This window comes from Citrobacter sp. Cf125 (assembly GCF_030333935.1).
Taxonomy (GTDB): Bacteria; Pseudomonadota; Gammaproteobacteria; order Enterobacterales; family Enterobacteriaceae; genus Citrobacter; species Citrobacter freundii.
In genome coordinates this window covers 834729-852587 of sequence record NZ_JAOWEY010000025.1, presented here as the reverse complement: position 1 = coordinate 852587, position 17859 = coordinate 834729, and the positions used below count along the sequence as shown (strand labels likewise).

Here is a 17859-nt window from a genome sequence, read left to right as displayed (position 1 = left end):
CTCGCTTACATCGGCGACAAATTAAGGAAGAAACGCTGCAACCAGCCCATATTTTGCGCTTCATTGATGTAGCCGTTGCCGACGTACTCAATACGCGCATCCGCAACCTGGGTTGACGGTACGGAGTTGCTGCCACTGATGGTGCGCGGGTTAACGACCCCGGAGAAGCGAATGAATTCAGTGCCCTGATTTATGGCGATCTGTTTTTCACCCACGACATGTAAGTTGCCATTCACCAGTACCTGATCGACCGTTACGGTCAGCGTACCGCTGAAGGTATTTCTGGCGTTCGCGCCGCCTTTACCGTTAAAGGAGTTACCGCCTGAGGCTTCTACGTCGGCACGTTCGTTACCGAACAGACCTTGCAGATAGCGCGGTACGGTATCAAAGCCAAAGTTTGTCTTGCCGTCGCGGCTGGCGTTCGCCGAAGAGCTTTTGCTCGCGCTGACGTTTTCCTGCAATACGATGGTCAGCGTATCGCCAATATTGCGTGGACGACGATCTTCAAAGAGTGGCTGATAACCATAGTTAATCGGTTGTGCCGACTGGAAGATTGAGCCATTCGCCACCGGCGTTGGACCTGGAACGGGCTGGGCAGTCGTCGCGCCCTGCACGAGGGGCGTGGCCGGGATCCAGGCACATCCTGTTAGTGAAACCACCAGCAGGGCTAAAATAGGGTATGGGTGAAGCGCGTATTTTCGCATTGCGGTCATCTTCAAAATCAGTGTGCCGGTGAGGTTTTCACCCCACCGGACTCCACTTTAGAGTTGCGTCAGTTTTTGCAGCATCTGATCGGTGGTCGATACCGCTTTACTGTTGATTTCGTAAGCGCGCTGAACCTGGATCATGTTTACCAGCTCTTCCGCCACGTTGACGTTAGAGGTTTCAACATAGCCCTGATACAGCAGACCCGCGCCGTTCAGCCCCGGCGTGCTCTCGTTCGGCGCACCGGATGACTGCGTTTCGGTGTACAGATTCTCACCAATGCTTTCCAGACCGGTATCGTTCATGAAAGTTGTCAGGTTAAGCTGCCCGACCTGAACAGGCGCCGCCTGTCCCTGTTGGGTCACGCTGACAATACCGTCGCGTCCAATGGTGATACTGAGCGAGTTGGCCGGAATGGTGATGGCAGGCTGAACCTGAAAACCACCCGCCGTCACCAACTGACCGTTCTGATCCACTTGGAAAGAACCGTCGCGGGTATAAGCGGACGTACCATCGGGCAACATGACCTGGAAAAAGCCCTGGCCTTTAATCGCCACATCTTTACTGTTGTTGGTCTGCGACAGGTTACCCTGGCTGTGTAAACGCTCGGTTGCAACCGGACGTACACCGGTACCAATCTGCAAACCAGACGGCAGCGTGGTTTGTTCAGAAGATTGTGCGCCAGGCTGACGAATCGTCTGGTACAACAGATCTTCAAACACGGCACGTTGGCGCTTAAATCCGTTGGTGCTGACGTTTGCCAGGTTGTTGGCAATCACATCCATGTTGGTTTGCTGCGCATCCAGGCCGGTTTTGGCGATCCATAATGAACTGATCATAAAATGTCCTGTATTAACTCATCGACAGCAGTTGGTTGGCGCGGCCCGCGTTATCATCCACGCTACTGATAATTTTCATCTGCATTTCAAAGCGGCGGGCGTTGGCGATCATGTCGCTCATCGCAGCAACCGGTTTAACATTACTGCCTTCCAGCACGCCCGACATCACACGGATGCTGGGGTCGGCCTGTAACGTCGCACCACGGGTAGCCTGTGCGGCCTGGGTCAGACGGAACATACCGTCATCGCCACGTTGCACTTCGATCCCTGTCGCCTTCACCAGCTTCAGCCGCCCCACTGGCGCGACCGTATTAGCCGGATCGCCAGGGTTAAGTGCAGAAATTGTCCCGTCCGCCGCAATGGTGACTTCCGAGCCTTCCGGTACGGCTATCGGTCCGGCTTCGCCAATTACCGGGTGTCCCTGAATAGTCAGTTCACCCGTTGGGCTTACCTGAATAGCGCCGTTACGGGTATATCCTTCGCTACCATCTGCGGTCTGCACAGCTAACCAGCCATCCTGTTGCAGCGCCACATCCAGCGGGCGGGAGGTATAGTCCATCTGACCCGGCGTCATATCGGCCCCCGGCGTGGAAGCCACGACCAGCGTACGTGTCGGTAAAGACAATCCTTCTACAGGAACCGCGCGCAGTGCATTGAGCTGCGCACGAAACCCTGGCGTGGAGGCGTTTGCCAGGTTGCTGGCCGTCACCGCCTGTTGATTCAGCGTCTGACTGGCCGCGCCCATGGCGGTATAAATTGCGTGATCCATTAAGCCATCCCGTCAGGCGCTTAGCGCAGGTTGACCAGCGTGTTGAGGATCTGATCCTGGGTTTTGATGGTCTGCGCGTTCGACTGATAGTTACGCTGGGCGACAATCATATTCACCAGTTCTTTACTCAAATCCACGTTTGACGCTTCCAGCGCGCCGTTGGTCAGTTTGCCAAAGTTACCTTCGCCTGCGGTACCCAGCAGCGCCACGCCGGAGGCCTGAGTCGCGGCCCAGACGTTATCGCCCTGAGACGCCAGACCTTCGTTATTGGCAAAGTTTGCCAGCACGATCTGCCCCAGAACCTGTTGCTGTTCGTTGGAGTAGTTACCGACCACCGTACCGTCATTGTTAATCTGGTAGCTCACCAGATCGCCCGGCTTGTAGCCGTTCTGATTCGTGGCAACGATGTTGTTGGCACCGGTGTTCTGCTGCATGGAGTTCAGGAAGCTCAGGGAGAAGTTCGCCGGAACTGCGCCATTGATCGGACCGGTTGTAATTTTGATATCCTTTGGCCAGACGGCTGGAGCCGTCGGTGGTAACTCGGCTGCCGTGGCACTAATACCTAAAAACAAACCATTATTATCAAAACGCATAAACCCTGCCGATTTCTCAGCATCCCCAGTAGAAGCATCTTGAGTGAAAACTTCCCAAGTGTTGCTCTGCGCATTTTTGACATAAAAAATGTTCATGTCATGAGCGTTACCCTGGCTATCGAAAACGGTAACACTGCCTTTTTTGTTGTAGGAATCGGCATCGCTTGGGTTAAACGGGGTTTTGGTAGGGACCTTGTCAGTGGAGTTCAGGTTGACCTGCATTGACGCAGTGGTGGTTGATTTAGCCGCCATCAGCGTATTCGGGATAGTGATCGGTGCCGGGTTTGCACCCTGCTGAACTGTCGGTGGGGTACCGGTAGCCGGATAGCCCGTCAACTGCAGCCCCTGCATGTTAACGATATTGCGATTTTCATCGAGCTTGAACTGACCGTTACGGCTGTAGAAAACGGAACCGTTGCTGTCTACCATACGGAAAAAACCGTTCTGGCTGATAGCAACATCCAGACCACGTCCGGTGTTGGTGGTAGTACCGTCAGTAAAGTCCTGAGTAATACCCGCAACTTTAACGCCCAAACCGACTTTCGAACCGGCAAACATATCGGCAAAAGATGCCGTACCGGATTTAAAACCGTAGGTGGCGGAGTTGGCGATGTTGTTACCAATGACATCGAGGTTGGTCGCTGCAGCGTTCAGACCGCTGACCGCTTGAGAAAAGGCCATGACTTACTCCTGATAAGTGTGAAGGCTTAAATTATCTGCCGTACTTCGTCGAGGGTGGTGGTTCCATAGGTGCCAAGATCCAGCGTATTACCGCCGTTACTGCGAATAACGCCCTGCACCAGCGCAAACTGAAGCGGCTGTGCCACCAGTTGCGTTCCGCCATTGCTGGCAGCAATTGACACGTTGTAAGAACCGCTTGGTGCATCCGTGCCATCGGTCATGGTGCCGTCCCAGGTAAAGGTATGAACGCCCGCTTTCAATCCACCAATGTCAATGGTGCGTACCACTTTGCCGTCTTTATCGGTAATGGTTGCGGTAACCTTATCTGCCGGTTGCTGCAGCTCAACGCCAAATGGTGTTGTCGTGGTTTTGGCACCCTCTTCCGTCCCTTTACCGGTCAGGATGGTAGTACCCGGGATCATGACCCCGTGGCCAATCAGCGTACTGGCCTGCAGCGACTGACTGTTGTCGATCTGCCCGGAGATCGACCCTAACGTGGTGTTCAGTTTCTCAATCCCGCTCACGGTACTGATTTGCGCCAACTGGGTAGTCAGTTCGTTGTTTTGCAGCGGGTTGGTAGGATCCTGGTTTTTCAGTTGTGCGACCAGCAGCGTCAGAAAACTGCTCTGCAGATCAGCGGCATTGCTGCCCGTCAGGGAGCTATTCCCCGTGGCGGCATTAACCCCCGTCGTGCTCGGGTCATTCATTTTTACAGCAATAGACATGTGCGCCTCCTTTACTGGCCTAGTGTCAACGTTTTGAGCATCAGGCTTTTCACGGTGTTGAGCACTTCGACGTTTGCCTGGTAGCTACGCGAGGCTGACATGGTGTTGACCATCTCACCAACGACGTCCACATTCGGCATTTTTACGTAGCCATTCGCATCGGCCAGCGGATTACCGGGTTCATAAACCAGCTTATCCGGTGCCTGACTTTCAATGACGTCAGCAACTTTTACGCCACCAGTTGCCGCACCTGGCGCAGCATCTACCTGAAAAACAACCTGTTTCGCGCGATACGGCTGACCGTCGGGCCCGCTGACGCTATCCGCATTCGCCATGTTACTGGCCGCGACGTTCAGGCGTTTAGACTGAGCCGTCAGCGCAGAACCTGCGATATCAAAAATATTTAACAGCGCCACGAATTAGTTCCCTCCTTGCAGCACGTTCATCATGCCTTTGATTTGCCCACCCAGCGCGGTCAGCCCCATTTGATACTTGAGGCTGTTGTCTGCAAATTGCGTGCGCTCCCGGTCCATATCCACCGTGTTGCCATCAAGAGATGGCTGGTCAGGAATACGGTAGAGCAGCTCCGTAGACGGCGAAGAAACGGTCTGGGCCGGAATGTGTTGTGCAGAGGTCAGCGTCAACGAAACGCCGCCGGTTTCTTCCCGTCCTCGCACCATGACTTTTTTTAATTCACTGGCGAAATCCAGGTCGCGCGCCTGGTACCCCGGCGTGTCGGCATTGGCAATGTTGGCCGCCAATATTTCCTGGCGTTGGGCGCGCAAATTCAGCGCTTCCTGTTGAAAACGTAAGGCGGCGTCGAGCTTATCGAGCATATCTCCTCCGCAAATGACAAAATTCAGCCGACAGCTTAAATCCCATTACGCGCGCGTTATCGCCGGAATAAACGCAAAATGCGTCGCTATTTGTTGCGTTGATGACTGCGTCACACAGGTAAAATCCTGCCACTACCTGAAAAAGCGCGAGGTTTTGATGCAAACGTTTAAACGTGGAATAGTCGTGGCAGCACTGCTGTTCAGCCCTATGACGCTGGCGCAAGACCTGAATTCGCAGCTAACGGCATGGTTTTCCCAGCGCCTGGCCGGATTTAGCGATGAGGTGGTGGTCACTATCCGAACGTCGCCAAACTTATTGCCGAGCTGTGAGCAACCGGCATTAAGCGTGTCAGGTAGCGCGAAACTGTGGGGTAATGTGAATGTGCTGGCTCGCTGTGCCAACGAAAAACGTTATCTGCAGGTGAACGTCCAGGCGACGGGAAACTACGTAGTAGCCGCCGCGCCTGTAGCGCGAGGTAGCACCCTGACCCCAGCCAGCGTAACGCTGAAACGTGGTCGACTGGACCAACTACCGCCGCGCGCGGTGCTGGATATGAGTCAGGTGCAGGATGCTGTGAGCCTGCGCGATCTGGTCCCGGGCCAACCGATACAGCTTTCGATGTTGCGCCAGGCATGGCGGATCAAGGCCGGTCAGCGCGTGCTGGTTATTGCCAACGGAGATGGCTTTCGGGTTAATGCCGAAGGTAAAGCGCTGAACAACGCCGCTGTCGCACAGAATGCGCGAGTGCGGATGATTTCAGGCCAGGTGGTGAGCGGCGTCGTCGATTCTGATGGGAATATTCTTATTAACCTATAATAGGTTAAAGATTTTTTAGCGTGTGCCGATAGATAAACAACCAATGATTACAGCGGGCCGCTATAGCGTAACCCCTCGATGAGGAAAAATAAAATGAGCATTGATCGTACCTCACCATTGAAGCCAGTAAGCACCGTTCAGCCGCGTGAAACCAGCGATGCGCCGGTACAAAAAGCGCAGAAGGAAAAAACCACCGCGACCACCAGCACCAGCGTCATGCTGAGCGACGCCCAGGCCAAACTGATGCAGCCCGGCACCAATGACATCAATATGGAACGCGTGGAAGCACTGAAAACCGCAATCCGTAACGGTGAATTGAAAATGGATACCGGAAAAATTGCCGACTCGCTGATTCGCGAGGCGCAGAGCTACCTACAGAGTAAATAAAGTATGACTCGTTTGTCAGAAATACTTGACCAGATGACGACTGTCCTCAATGACCTGAAAACGGTAATGGATGCTGAACAGCAGCAGCTTTCCGCAGGGCATATCAATGGCAGCCAGCTACAGCGTATTACAGAAGAAAAAAGCTCGCTGCTGGCAACCCTTGATTATCTTGAGCAACAGCGCCGCCTGGAGCATGACGCCACGCGCAGCGCCAATGATGAGATTGCTGAACGCTGGCAGACTATCACCAAGAAAACACAGCACTTACGCGACCTCAACCAGCACAATGGTTGGCTGCTGGAAGGGCAGATCGAGCGTAATCAACAAGCAATACAAGTGCTGAAACCGCACCAGGAACCGGCGTTGTATGGCGCAAACGGTCAAACTTCAGCTGCGCACCGCGGCGGGAAAAAATTCTCTATCTGATGCAAGCCTGATAACGTTTTGCTTATCAGGCCTACACTTTTTGTAGGCCGGATACGGCGTTATGCCGCCATCCGGCATTGATTCTTTATGCCGTCCGGCGCACAAACTCTTTTACTTTAAAGCCCAGCACAGCGAGTGCTGCGAAGTAAGCAGCAATACCTGCCACCACGACCGCCATCAGACGCAGCAGGCGCCACAACATCGTTCCCTGCGACCAATCTGGCATGATGTAAAGCATCCCTACCAGTGCCGCCGACATCACCAGCACAGAAATCACCAGTCGCGTCAAGAACCAGGCCCAACCCGGCTGTGGAGTAAAGATTTTCTGCTTACGCAATTGCCAGTACAGCAGTGAAGCGTTCAGACACGCCGCCAGACCAATCGACAGCGACAGCCCGGCATGCTTTAACGGCCCGATAAACGCCAGGTTCATCACCTGGGTCATAATCAGCGTCACAATGGCAATCTTCACTGGCGTTTTTATATCCTGGCGCGAGTAAAAGCCCGGAGCCAACACTTTCACCACGATCAAACCAATCAAACCTACCGAATACGCCACCAGCGCACGCTGGGTCATCGCGGCATCAAAGGCGGTAAATTTACCGTACTGGAACAGAGACACCGTCAGTGGTTTGGCCAGAATACCCAACGCTACGGCACTCGGTAATGCCAACAGGAAACACAAGCGCAGGCCCCAGTCCATCAGGCGACAATACTCATCATGATTACCGCTGGAAAAGCTTTTGGACAGCGATGGCAGCAGGATAGTCCCCAGCGCTACGCCAAGCACACCGGACGGAAACTCCATCAGACGGTCGGCATAGTACATCCACGAAACTGAGCCAGAGGCCAAAAACGAGGCGAAAATCGTATTGATTATCAGTGAAATCTGGCTGACTGATACCCCAAGGATCGCCGGGCCCATCTGCTTGACGACGCGCATCGCCCCCGCATCGCGGAAGTTCACACGCGGCAGTACCAGCATGCCAATTTTCTTCAGATGCGGAAGCTGGTAAATCAGCTGTAGCACGCCACCCACGGTAACGGCCCACGCCAGCGCCAGCACTGGCGGATGAAAATAAGGGGCCGCAAACAGCGCGAAACCGATCATGCTGATATTCAGAAAAGTCGGGGCAAACGCAGGAATAGAAAAGCGGTTCCAAGTGTTAAGGATCGCACCAACCAGTGAGGCCAGTGAAATCAGTAGAATATAGGGAAAAGTGATCCGCAGCAGTTGAGTGGTCAGCGCAAATTTATCCGCTGTGTCGGCAAACCCCGGCGCGGTAACTAAAATCACCCATGGCGCAGCCAACATCCCGGCTACCGTCACCACAGCCAGCGCCAGCGTCAACAGTCCGGAAACGTAGGCAACAAACACGCGGGTAGCATCTTCCCCCTGCTTGCTTTTATACTCAGCAAGAATCGGCACAAACGCCTGCGAAAATGCGCCTTCGGCAAAAATTCGGCGCAGCAGGTTAGGAAGTTTGAATGCCACAAAAAAGGCATCTGTCGCCATCCCTGCACCAAAGATTCTGGCGACAATCGCATCACGCGCAAAACCCAGCACACGTGAAAACATCGTCATCGAGCTGACGGCTGCCAGCGACTTTAATAAATTCATCTATGTTGTATTCCAGACTCTGAGGCAAAACCCCGACAAACCTGCCCGTAGGTCGGATAAGGCATTTTCGCCGCCATCCGACACTTTTGCTGTGCCTGATGGCGACACCGTAGCGCCTTATCAGGCCGACAAATCAGCCTATGGTTGAAAAGAGGTGTTATTTTGAGTGGGCATATAGTACCTGGATTACAATGAATTACTACCGCCAGATGTTACAGGGGGTTATTCAGCCATCGCCTCCCGCCACAGCTTTTCAACAACACGCTGGGCCAGTAGCGCCTGCTCGCCTGCCGTCTGGGGAACCGTCTGATTTTGCACGCACTCAATGAAATGACGCGCACATCCGGCAAAACCACGCTGTTCTAAGGTCGTTTGCCAGCCCGCTATCGGCTTATGAACAACACCTTGCCCACGCTCTTCCCGCCATTCCCGCATATCAGTTACGTCAATCAGGCCACCGTCCGTCACCGCCTGCACGCTCTCACGCTGGCTACCGGCACGGCGATGCATACTGGTCGTTATCTGCATTTGACCGGTAGAAAAATGGTGCTCGGCGTAAAGCATCGCACCAGATTCATTGGTCAGCAGCGTGCCGTTATTTAACTGCGCCTGCCCTCCCGCCAGCCACAATGCGGTATCGACTACGTGCAGATAGTCGTCCAGCAAAGTGAAACGCAGATCCTGCGGCCCAACGCTATCCGTACGGTGCTTATCCATACGTACAGACGCTGCGGTGCTCAACTGGGTTTTGAGATCCTGGTACAGCGGTGCAAACCGGCGGTTAAACCCGACCATCAGCGTGAGTTTTTTCCGCGCGGCCAGCTCCACCAGTTGCTCAGCCTCACGCAGGTTTTCCGCCAGCGGCTTATCCACACACACGTGAACTCCGGCATTCAGCAATTCACTGACGACCGCATAGTGAGTCGCGGTGCTGGAATGGACGAAAACCGCGTCGCAGGTTTGTGCCAGATTCACCAGTGAATCCACGTAGGGTATCCGCCAGGTATCACAGATACGCTGTGCTTTATCGCGCGAAGGTGAAAAGGCGCCTTGCAGCGTCCAGTCCGCGGAGGTGCCCAGCACGGGTAGCCAGGCCTTTTGTGCAATACCGCCAAGGCCGACAACGCCGATACGTAATTTATTCACGTTAGTCTCCCAGGTGCGCCAGCAATGAATCAAGTCGCTGCTTAAGTTCTGCGACCTCCGTTTCCAGCATTTCCACGCGTGCCTGCAGATCACCGGAGGCTGCAGGGAGTTGATCTGCCGCGGCAACGGCTTCATCAACCTCACCGCAAAACAGGTGCATATAGCGACTTTCACGTTTGCCCGGCTCGCGCGCCAGGCGGATCACATAAGGCCCATCTTCCCGGGTTGCCAGATTTTCCAGTGTCGATTCCACTTCGGCCATATCGCTGAATTCGTACATACGGGATGCGCGACTACGCAATTCACCAGGCGTCTGAGCGCCCCTCAGCAGCAGTGTAGTGATTACGGCCACCTCTGCGGCACTAAGCTTCAGATTGCCAAATTCAGAGTTGCAGAAACGCTGCTCATATTTCGTAACGCGATTGCCAAAGCCGCTCACCGTGCGCAGAAAATGTCGCTTAACCAGGTTATCCAATTGCTCCTGCACGTCCGATTCCGACAGGTTCATCACCGGTTCACGATTCGTTTTTTGATTGCAGGCTGTTACGACTCCATTAACGGAGAGTGGGTACTGTTCCGGCGTTGTCACTTGTTTTTCTAATAAACAGCCAATCACTCGTGCTTCGGTGGCGGTTAATTCGTATTTCATCGTCTTCTCCATTAATCATGGCTGCATCTGAAACTTAGCGGCCGGGGGTCCATTCTGATGTGGTCAACGCCGTCAGCACGTGATCGCGCCACTGCCCGTCAATCAGCAGGTAGTCTTTGGCATAGCCTTCTTTTTCAAAACCCAGTCGCGCCAACAGGTCACCGCTGCGCTTATTATGTGGCATGTAGTTAGCCATAATGCGGTGAATATGCTGCGTGCGCTGCATATAACGGATGGCCGAAGTTAAGGCTTCATACATTAGCCCCTGCCCCTGCCATTTCTGCGCAATGGAGTAGCCGAGATAACAGGCATGGAAGGATCCCCGCACTACGTTTGAGAAGTTCGCAACGCCGATAATCTCTTTTTCGTCCGGATCGAGCAGCGCAAAATAATAAGCGGTGCCCTGTTTATGAAACTCAGAGATCATGCCAAGACGCGCCTGCCAGCCGGACGGATAGCAGTGGCTTTCATCGCGAATAGGTTCCCAGGGTTTTAAGAAATGACGATTTTCTGCGTAATAATCTGCCAGACGCCAGGCATCACGCTCATGCACTAAACGCACGACCAGGCGGTCCGTGGTTAAGCGCACTTTTGGCACGTTACTGCGATAGCCAAACATTCTATACCTACTCCTTCCCGTAACGTCTTCTATACGCTATTCGCATTACTATACCTGTGCGAATACTCCCTGTGAAAAGAGCAAAATGCCATTTTTTGAATTATTCACACATTTTGATGAAAACTCTCTATCAAGACGGACTTTTGATAAAAAAATATTGTCCCGCGAAGGGTGGGAAAAGCGATGACGACACCGCAGAATAGGAGGTGCCTATCTTTTAAACTCTATCCAGAGTGACGAGTTTTTCCCTGGAGGGGAAATGTCGCAAGTCTCGCAGGCAAGGAACCTGGGTAAATACTTCCTTCTCATCGATAATATGCTGGTCGTGCTGGGTTTCTTCGTCGTTTTCCCGCTGATCTCAATTCGTTTCGTCGACCAAATGGGCTGGGCCGCCGTGATGGTCGGTATCGCGCTTGGATTACGTCAATTTATCCAGCAGGGGTTGGGTATTTTCGGTGGTGCTATTGCTGACCGTTTCGGCGCCAAACCGATGATCGTCACCGGCATGCTGATGCGCGCAGCCGGGTTCGCCACCATGGGCATTGCGCATGAACCGTGGCTGCTGTGGTTTTCCTGCTTTCTTTCCGGGCTGGGTGGCACGCTGTTCGACCCTCCCCGTTCGGCGCTGGTAGTCAAGCTGATCCGCCCGGAAAAGCGCGGGCGTTTTTTCTCTATTCTGATGATGCAGGATAGCGCCGGGGCCGTGGTCGGCGCGTTACTCGGCAGTTGGTTATTGCAATACGATTTCCGTCTGGTATGTGCCACCGGCGCAATTTTGTTCGTTCTGTGCGCGGCGTTTAACGCCTGGCTGCTCCCGGCATGGAAGCTGTCGACGGTGAAAATTCCGGTGCGTGAAGGGATGAGCCATGTGATGCATGACAAGCGCTTTGTCACCTATGTGCTGACGCTGGCGGGCTATTACATGCTGGCGGTACAGGTGATGCTGATGCTGCCCATCATGGTGAACGACATCGCTGGCTCACCAGCCGCCGTGAAATGGATGTATGCCATTGAGGCATGTCTCTCTTTAACGCTGTTGTACCCGATTGCCCGCTGGAGTGAAAAACGCTTTCGCCTTGAACATCGTCTGATGGCGGGCCTGCTGGTGATGTCTCTAAGTATGATGCCCATTGGGCTGGTCGGGAATTTACAGCAGTTGTTCACCCTGATCTGCACGTTCTATATTGGCTCGATCATCGCCGAACCGGCGCGTGAAACTCTGAGCGCCTCGCTGGCGAATGCGCGGGCCAGAGGAAGCTATATGGGCTTCAGCCGACTGGGACTCGCCATCGGCGGCGCAATTGGCTATGTCGGCGGCGGCTGGCTGTTTGACATGGGCAAGGCCCTGGCACAGCCTGAGCTGCCCTGGATGATGCTCGGTATTATTGGCTTCATCACCTTCCTGGCGCTGGGCTGGCAATTCAGTCTCAAACGCCCAACGCGAGGTATGCTGGAGCCAGACGCCTGATAGCCGAACCTGCGTCCGGGCACTTTTCAGTTTTTTCTGCTGGCGTCCGGGGCGCTGGTACTCGATGATGCTTTGTGTCACGATTACACCACATGCATCATGTTGAGGAACCCCATGAAAAAGTTTTTTTTTGCCGCTGCACTGATTGTCAGCGGCCTGTTGGTTGGTTGTAATCAACTCACGCAATACACGGTTAGCGAGCAAGAAATTAATCAAGCCCTGGCAAAGCATAATAACTTTTCAAAAGACATCGGTTTGCCCGGCGTTGCTGAAGCACATATCGTACTGAATAATCTCGCCAGCCAGATTGGTCGTGAAGAGCCAAACAAAGTAACCCTGACCGGCGATGCCAACCTGGACATGAACTCCCTGTTTGGCAGTCAGAAAGCGACCATGAAGCTGAAGCTGAAAGCCTTACCGGTTTTCAATAAAGAAAAAGGCGCGATTTATCTGCAAGAGATGGAAGTCGTCGACGCCACCGTCACGCCAGAAAAAATGCAGTCAGTACTGCAAACGCTGATGCCGTATTTAAATCAATCGCTGCGTAACTATTTCAACCAGCAACCAGCGTACATTCTGAAGGATGACAGCAGCCAGGGTGAAGCGCTGGCGAAAAAATTGGCGAAAGGTATTGAGGTGAAACCGGGTGAAATCATCATCCCGTTCACCGACTAATAAAACTGAGGGCGCTGATGCGCCCTTTTTTTTCGTGCAAACGAAAACGTTTCCGCTTATCCTTTGTTTCCGGCAAAAAAGACTATCCTCAGCCGGAGCATATTGATGACTGCACCATCCCAGGTTTTAAAGATCCGCCGCCCAGACGACTGGCATCTTCACTTTCGCGATGGCGACATGTTAAAAACTGTCGTGCCCTATACCAGTGAGATTTATGGCCGCGCCATTGTCATGCCGAACCTGGCACCGCCCGTCACCACGGTTGACGCGGCTATCGCTTATCGCCAGCGCATTCTTGACGCGGTACCTGCCGGACACGACTTCACGCCATTAATGACCTGCTACTTAACGGATACGCTGGATCCCAACGAGCTGGAACGTGGATTTAACGAAGGCGTATTCACCGCGGCAAAACTCTATCCAGCCAATGCCACCACCAACTCGACGCATGGCGTAACCTCTATTGACGCCATCATGCCGGTGCTGGAGCGGATGGAAAAATTGGGTATGCCACTGCTGGTGCACGGCGAAGTCACGCATGCAGATATCGATATTTTCGATCGCGAAGCGCGCTTTATTGAAACGGTGATGGAACCGCTGCGTCAGCGTTTGACCTCGCTGAAAGTGGTGTTCGAGCATATCACCACCAAAGATGCTGCCGAATACGTTCGCGACGGTAACGAACTTTTGGCTGCGACCATTACGCCACAGCACCTGATGTTTAACCGCAACCACATGCTGGTTGGCGGGATTCGCCCTCACCTGTATTGCCTGCCGATCCTCAAACGTAACGTCCACCAACAGGCGCTGCGTGAACTGGTTGCCAGCGGGTTTAAGCGCGCATTCCTCGGTACCGACTCAGCGCCGCACGCGCGTCATCGCAAAGAGTCAAGCTGTGGCTGTGCGGGCTGTTTTAATGCACCGACCGCGCTGGGCAGTTATGCCACCGTGTTTGAAGAGATGAATGCGCTGGACCATTTCGAAGCCTTCTGCTCACTCAACGGCCCACAGTTCTATGGCTTGCCGGTAAATGAGACCTTTATTGAGCTGGAACGCATGGAGCACCTGGTTCCTGAGAGCATTGCACTGGAAGACGATACGCTGGTGCCTTTCCTGGGTGGCGAAACGGTACGTTGGTCAGTAAAAAGCTAAAAAAAGTGTAGCCAACTGATGCGAATAACTGTATAAATAAACAGTATATTCCACAGGGGGCTACTATGCGTATTGAAGTCACTATTGCCAAAACTTCACCTTTACCTGCCGGTGCAATTGACGCACTGGCTGGTGAACTCTCCCGCCGTATTCAGCACCATTTTCCGGATAACGAAGGTAACGTTACCGTCCGTTATGCCGGCGCAAACAATTTGTCGGTTATTGGCGCGACTAAAGAGGACAAAGAACGCATCAGCGAGATCCTACAGGAAACCTGGGAAAGCGCGGATGACTGGTTCATCAACGAATAAATAATGATATGCAGTGATGTTTGTTTGCCGGGTCGCCCCGGCTTTTTTATACACACTATCCTGTAATCAATCGCGCATTTCTTCTGACGAGTATTTAATTTAATATTAACCCACCGATTATCTTTTAACCAAAACAACAAAATAATTGTGCAACATACTAAAAAAAAATGAATAACATGTTGGTTTCTTAGTCAGATAACGCTGAAAACAAAAAATTTATGCCCTTCCCTCTTTAAATTTTCAATGAATACCCTTATTTATTGATATACTGAAGTTGCTTCAGAAAAAAACGCATTGAACCTCGAAAACCGTTGTCTAGTAACACGAATTAGGGGGCATGATGGAAAAGAATAATGAAGTCATTCAGACTCATCCGCTTGTAGGGTGGGACATCAGCACTGTTGATAGCTACGATGCGCTGATGCTGCGTTTGCACTACCAGACCCCGAATCGCCCTGACCCGGATGGGACTGAAGTTGGTCAAACGCTCTGGTTAACCACTGATGTTGCCAGGCAATTTATTTCGATATTAGAAGCAGGAATCGCCAAAATTGAATCTGGCGATTACCAGGTAAATGAGTATCAGCGACATTAAACCTGATACATCCAGCCATCAAAAGGCACCTTAACGGTGCCTTTCTTATTTCCAGGTTGAATATTCCGGGTCAGTTATTTAACCTGCTACTATCGCGATTGCAGAGAGAAGCGGATGAAATACGACTTAATCATTATTGGCAGCGGTTCAGTAGGCGCCGCAGCTGGATACTATGCCACTCGTGCCGGTCTGAAGGTTCTGATGATCGATGCACATATGCCTCCTCATCAGCAGGGCAGCCACCACGGCGACACTCGATTAATTCGTCATGCTTATGGCGAAGGTGAAAAATACGTTCCGCTGGTACTACGTGCGCAAACATTGTGGGATGAACTGTCCACCCATAATGAAGAACCGATTTTTGTTCGCTCCGGTGTTATCAACCTCGGTCCGGCAGAGTCCACCTTCTTAGCGACTGCAGCGCAAAGCGCCAAACAGTGGCAACTCAACGTTGAACAACTGGATGCGGCAGCCATCATGGCGCGCTGGCCGGAGATTCGTGTACCTGACAACTATATCGGTCTGTTTGAAGCGGAGTCCGGTTTTTTACGCAGTGAGTTAGCAATTAAAACCTGGATCCGTCTGGCGGAAGAAGCAGGCTGTGCGCAACTGTTTAAATGCCCGGTCAGCGCAATTCATCACGGTGATGATGGCATCACGGTAGAAACGGCTGACGGTGACTACCACGCGAAAAAAGCAGTGATCAGCGCCGGCACCTGGGTGCAGGCTTTAGTCCCTGAACTACCGATACAACCGGTGCGCAAAGTGTTCGCCTGGTATCAGGCCGATGGGCGCTACAGCGTTAAGAATAACTTCCCAGCCTTCACCGGCGAGCTGCCAAATGGCGATCAATACTACGGTTTCCCGGCAGAAAACGACGAGCTGAAAATTGGTAAGCACAACGGCGGACAAGTCATTCACTCTGCTGATGAGCGTAAGCCATTTGCCGCTGTAGCCAGCGACGGTTCTGAAGCCTTCCCATTCCTGCGCACAATCCTGCCGGGCGTTGGCTGCTGCCTGCATGGCGCGTCCTGCACTTACGATAATTCACCGGATGAAGACTTTATTATCGATACTCTGCCAGCGCACGACAACACGCTAATCATTACCGGGCTGAGCGGACATGGCTTTAAGTTTGCCTCTGTTCTGGGAGAGATTGCGGCAAACTTCGCTCAGGACAAACCGTCTGACTTTGACCTGACCCCCTTCAGGCTAAGCCGTTTTAAGTGATAATAAATGAATGGCTTCGACGGTGAGGCCATTTTTAATGACAGGAATAACGTCAATGCGCCGTATCTTTCACTATCTGGTTAATAATATTCGCGAGCATCTTATGCTCTACATTATTTTATGGTCGCTGCTGGCCATTATGGATGTAATATATATTATGTTTTTCTGATTCCTGTGCGCTGACAATAATTGACAAAAATTTAAATTAGCTTAATTTCATTGCAATAAACTGAATAATAATAAAAATCATAACCACCCATAAACCAAGCACTCCCACCTATTCTCACACTAATCCCTTGATGATTAATTCAATAATCAGTCAACTTTACTGAACAAAAAACAAATATCATCATCATTGTTATTTATTAGTTGCATTAATGTCTTTTACACGCCATTTTCATTCACTTCTGAAATATCAATCGGTGTGCTTATGCAATTCAAAAATAGTTCACAGCGCTATGGCATAGTGTCAGCCACATTACATTGGCTGGTTGCGATTGCTGTATATGGCATGTTCGCGTTGGGCTTATGGATGGTCACGCTTAGTTACTATGACGGCTGGTATCACCAGGCCCCTGAACTGCATAAAAGCATCGGCATCCTTCTCATGATGGGACTGGTTATCCGCGTTGTCTGGCGGTTGTTCTCTCCTCCACCTGCTGCGTTGGCAAGCTACTCCCGTTTAACCCGCATCGCAGCGGCAATGGGTCACCTCGCTCTTTATTTGCTGCTCTTTTCAATTGTCATCAGCGGATATCTAATTTCCACCGCAGATGGCAAAGCGATAAGCGTCTTTGGTTGGTTCGACATTCCAGCCACCGTTGCCAACGCAGGTGCTCAGGCCGACCTCGCCGGTAGCTTGCACCTGTGGCTTGCGTGGACCGTGGTGATTTTATCCCTACTGCACGGACTGATGGCCCTGAAACATCACTTTATCGATAACGACGATACCCTCAATCGCATGTTGGGAAAATCGTCATCTGACTATGGAGCTTAAAATGAAAAAAAACCTGCTGGGACTTACACTCGCCTCTCTGTTATTCACCACCGGGTCGGCCGTGGCGGCAGATTACAAAATTGACAAGGAAGGACAGCATGCCTTTGTTAATTTCCGTATTCAGCATCTGGGTTACAGCTGGCTGTACGGCACATTTAAAGATTTCGACGGTACGTTTACCTTTGATGAGAAAAATCCCGCAGCCGATAAGGTTAACGTAACCATCAACACCAACAGTGTTGACACTAATCACGCCGAACGTGACAAGCATCTGCGCAGCGCAGATTTCCTTAACGTAGCAAAATTCACGCAGGCGACCTTCAGCTCCACCAGCGTGAAGAAAGAAGGTAATGACCTGGATATCACCGGTAATTTAACCCTGAACGGCGTTACCAAACCGGTTACGCTGGACGCGAAGCTCATCGGTCAGGGCGGCGATCCTTGGGGCGGTACGCGCGCTGGTTTTGAAGCGCAAGGTAAGATTAAGCTGAAGGATTTCAACATTACCACCGATCTCGGTCCGGCGTCGCAGGAAGTCGATTTGATCATCTCAGTGGAAGGTGTTCAACAGAAGTAACGCATGAATTGCCGGATGAGGTTCTGCCCCTCATCCGGAAT

At 52.2% G+C, this 17859-nt stretch carries 23 protein-coding genes; 12 read left to right on the top strand and 11 right to left on the bottom strand.

What is annotated here, in order from left to right:
* Positions 1 to 5 precede the first annotated feature (5 nt).
* From flgH to flgB, 7 genes are read right to left on the bottom strand one after another with little or no spacing between them, the layout of a single operon-like run.
* The gene (gene flgH, locus OGV89_RS20730) at positions 6 to 704 is read right to left on the bottom strand and encodes a flagellar basal body L-ring protein FlgH (protein WP_003836756.1); all 699 of its coding nucleotides are present in this window, start codon (positions 702 to 704) and stop codon (positions 6 to 8) included.
* Between the two features lie 57 nt (positions 705 to 761).
* Positions 762 to 1544, bottom strand: a complete 783-nt coding sequence (flgG, locus tag OGV89_RS20725) for a flagellar basal-body rod protein FlgG (protein ID WP_003036202.1) — start codon at positions 1542 to 1544, stop codon at positions 762 to 764.
* A gap of 13 nt (positions 1545 to 1557) precedes the next feature.
* Positions 1558 to 2313, bottom strand: coding sequence for a flagellar basal body rod protein FlgF (locus tag OGV89_RS20720; protein WP_003036200.1), 756 nt, complete (start codon positions 2311 to 2313; stop codon positions 1558 to 1560).
* A gap of 20 nt (positions 2314 to 2333) precedes the next feature.
* Complete coding sequence (gene flgE / locus OGV89_RS20715) at positions 2334 to 3587, bottom strand: flagellar hook protein FlgE (protein WP_003036197.1); 1254 nt, start codon at positions 3585 to 3587, stop codon at positions 2334 to 2336.
* A gap of 26 nt (positions 3588 to 3613) precedes the next feature.
* Positions 3614 to 4312, bottom strand: a complete 699-nt coding sequence (gene flgD / locus OGV89_RS20710) for a flagellar hook assembly protein FlgD (protein ID WP_003832158.1) — start codon at positions 4310 to 4312, stop codon at positions 3614 to 3616.
* Positions 4313 to 4323: 11 nt separating this feature from the next.
* Positions 4324 to 4728, bottom strand: coding sequence for a flagellar basal body rod protein FlgC (gene flgC, locus OGV89_RS20705; RefSeq protein ID WP_003036191.1), 405 nt, complete (start codon positions 4726 to 4728; stop codon positions 4324 to 4326).
* A gap of 3 nt (positions 4729 to 4731) precedes the next feature.
* Entirely contained in the window at positions 4732 to 5148 is a 417-nt protein-coding gene (gene flgB, locus OGV89_RS20700; protein WP_003846806.1) for a flagellar basal body rod protein FlgB, read from the bottom strand.
* A gap of 157 nt (positions 5149 to 5305) precedes the next feature.
* On the opposite strand from flgB, the gene flgA reads away from it, so the two are divergent.
* From flgA to flgN, 3 genes are all read left to right on the top strand, one after another.
* Positions 5306 to 5965 (top strand): flagellar basal body P-ring formation chaperone FlgA, encoded by a 660-nt coding sequence (gene flgA, locus OGV89_RS20695; protein ID WP_003036186.1) that lies wholly within the window; start codon positions 5306 to 5308, stop codon positions 5963 to 5965.
* A 93-nt stretch (positions 5966 to 6058) separates the two neighbouring features.
* The gene (flgM, locus tag OGV89_RS20690; protein ID WP_003036183.1) at positions 6059 to 6352 is read left to right on the top strand and encodes a flagellar biosynthesis anti-sigma factor FlgM; all 294 of its coding nucleotides are present in this window, start codon (positions 6059 to 6061) and stop codon (positions 6350 to 6352) included.
* A gap of 3 nt (positions 6353 to 6355) precedes the next feature.
* Positions 6356 to 6778 carry a flagella biosynthesis chaperone FlgN gene (gene flgN, locus OGV89_RS20685; RefSeq protein ID WP_003036178.1) on the top strand — a complete coding sequence of 141 codons (423 nt, stop codon included), beginning with the start codon at positions 6356 to 6358 and terminating at the stop codon, positions 6776 to 6778.
* A gap of 85 nt (positions 6779 to 6863) precedes the next feature.
* Here the strand turns inward: flgN and murJ are convergent, their stop codons facing one another.
* From murJ to rimJ, 4 genes are all read right to left on the bottom strand, one after another.
* Complete coding sequence (gene murJ / locus OGV89_RS20680; RefSeq protein WP_047412118.1) at positions 6864 to 8399, bottom strand: murein biosynthesis integral membrane protein MurJ; 1536 nt, start codon at positions 8397 to 8399, stop codon at positions 6864 to 6866.
* Between the two features lie 222 nt (positions 8400 to 8621).
* Entirely contained in the window at positions 8622 to 9545 is a 924-nt protein-coding gene (locus tag OGV89_RS20675; protein ID WP_200002941.1) for a Gfo/Idh/MocA family protein, read from the bottom strand.
* A 1-nt stretch (position 9546) separates the two neighbouring features.
* The gene (locus tag OGV89_RS20670; protein ID WP_003846810.1) at positions 9547 to 10194 is read right to left on the bottom strand and encodes a YceH family protein; all 648 of its coding nucleotides are present in this window, start codon (positions 10192 to 10194) and stop codon (positions 9547 to 9549) included.
* Between the two features lie 34 nt (positions 10195 to 10228).
* Positions 10229 to 10813 carry a ribosomal protein S5-alanine N-acetyltransferase gene (gene rimJ / locus OGV89_RS20665; RefSeq protein ID WP_016149925.1) on the bottom strand — a complete coding sequence of 195 codons (585 nt, stop codon included), beginning with the start codon at positions 10811 to 10813 and terminating at the stop codon, positions 10229 to 10231.
* 259 nt (positions 10814 to 11072) lie between these two features.
* Here rimJ and mdtH point away from each other — a divergent pair, with 259 nt between their 5' ends.
* The 9 genes from mdtH (at position 11073) to OGV89_RS20620 (ending at position 17818) form a co-directional block, all read left to right on the top strand.
* Complete coding sequence (gene mdtH, locus OGV89_RS20660; RefSeq protein ID WP_003036166.1) at positions 11073 to 12281, top strand: multidrug efflux MFS transporter MdtH; 1209 nt, start codon at positions 11073 to 11075, stop codon at positions 12279 to 12281.
* Between the two features lie 114 nt (positions 12282 to 12395).
* On the top strand, positions 12396 to 12956 hold the full coding sequence (locus OGV89_RS20655) for a lipoprotein (RefSeq protein WP_003036163.1): 561 nt from the start codon (positions 12396 to 12398) through the stop codon (positions 12954 to 12956).
* Positions 12957 to 13061: 105 nt separating this feature from the next.
* Positions 13062 to 14108, top strand: a complete 1047-nt coding sequence (gene pyrC, locus OGV89_RS20650; RefSeq protein WP_200002942.1) for a dihydroorotase — start codon at positions 13062 to 13064, stop codon at positions 14106 to 14108.
* A gap of 65 nt (positions 14109 to 14173) precedes the next feature.
* Positions 14174 to 14419 carry a DNA damage-inducible protein I gene (gene dinI / locus OGV89_RS20645; protein ID WP_003036157.1) on the top strand — a complete coding sequence of 82 codons (246 nt, stop codon included), beginning with the start codon at positions 14174 to 14176 and terminating at the stop codon, positions 14417 to 14419.
* 340 nt (positions 14420 to 14759) lie between these two features.
* The gene (gene bssS / locus OGV89_RS20640) at positions 14760 to 15014 is read left to right on the top strand and encodes a biofilm formation regulator BssS (RefSeq protein ID WP_003036154.1); all 255 of its coding nucleotides are present in this window, start codon (positions 14760 to 14762) and stop codon (positions 15012 to 15014) included.
* Positions 15015 to 15128: 114 nt separating this feature from the next.
* Entirely contained in the window at positions 15129 to 16244 is a 1116-nt protein-coding gene (gene solA / locus OGV89_RS20635; protein WP_003836779.1) for an N-methyl-L-tryptophan oxidase, read from the top strand.
* Positions 16245 to 16299: 55 nt separating this feature from the next.
* Positions 16300 to 16413, top strand: a complete 114-nt coding sequence (locus tag OGV89_RS20630; RefSeq protein ID WP_003036148.1) for a YceO family protein — start codon at positions 16300 to 16302, stop codon at positions 16411 to 16413.
* A 261-nt stretch (positions 16414 to 16674) separates the two neighbouring features.
* Positions 16675 to 17241 carry a cytochrome b gene (locus tag OGV89_RS20625; RefSeq protein WP_200002943.1) on the top strand — a complete coding sequence of 189 codons (567 nt, stop codon included), beginning with the start codon at positions 16675 to 16677 and terminating at the stop codon, positions 17239 to 17241.
* 1 nt (position 17242) lies between these two features.
* Entirely contained in the window at positions 17243 to 17818 is a 576-nt protein-coding gene (locus tag OGV89_RS20620; protein WP_286559231.1) for a YceI family protein, read from the top strand.
* Positions 17819 to 17859: the final 41 nt, after the last annotated feature.